Here is a 328-nt window from a genome sequence, read left to right on the forward strand (position 1 = left end):
CTGGCGCTTGGCGCCATCGATTACCTCGGTGACGAGCATATCACGGCGGATTACAATCTCCTGGGCGAGCAGTTGCAAAGGGACAATCCGGACATGGCCGCCCGGACCCGGTTCGTGCAGCCCGCGGAAACCCATCTGCTGCGCTGGACCACCAGCCAGAACGAAACGGACCAGACTTTGGCCGCACTTGATGAACAGGGGCGCGATACAGCCGACTTCCTTTTCCTGCCAGTGAACAATGCCACAGCGGGCGGCGGCGGCACCCATTGGTCACTGCTGCTTGTTGACCGGCGCCTTCGGGACGCGCCGGTCGCCTATCATTACGACT

The 328-nt window shown here is 62.2% G+C and carries 1 pseudogene; it reads left to right on the top strand.

From position 1 onward, the window contains the following. A pseudogene (locus tag ACWGS9_RS36150) lies at positions 1 to 328 on the top strand (Ulp1 family isopeptidase); the annotation flags it as partial.

Source organism: Mesorhizobium sp. Arg314 (genome assembly GCF_053714275.1).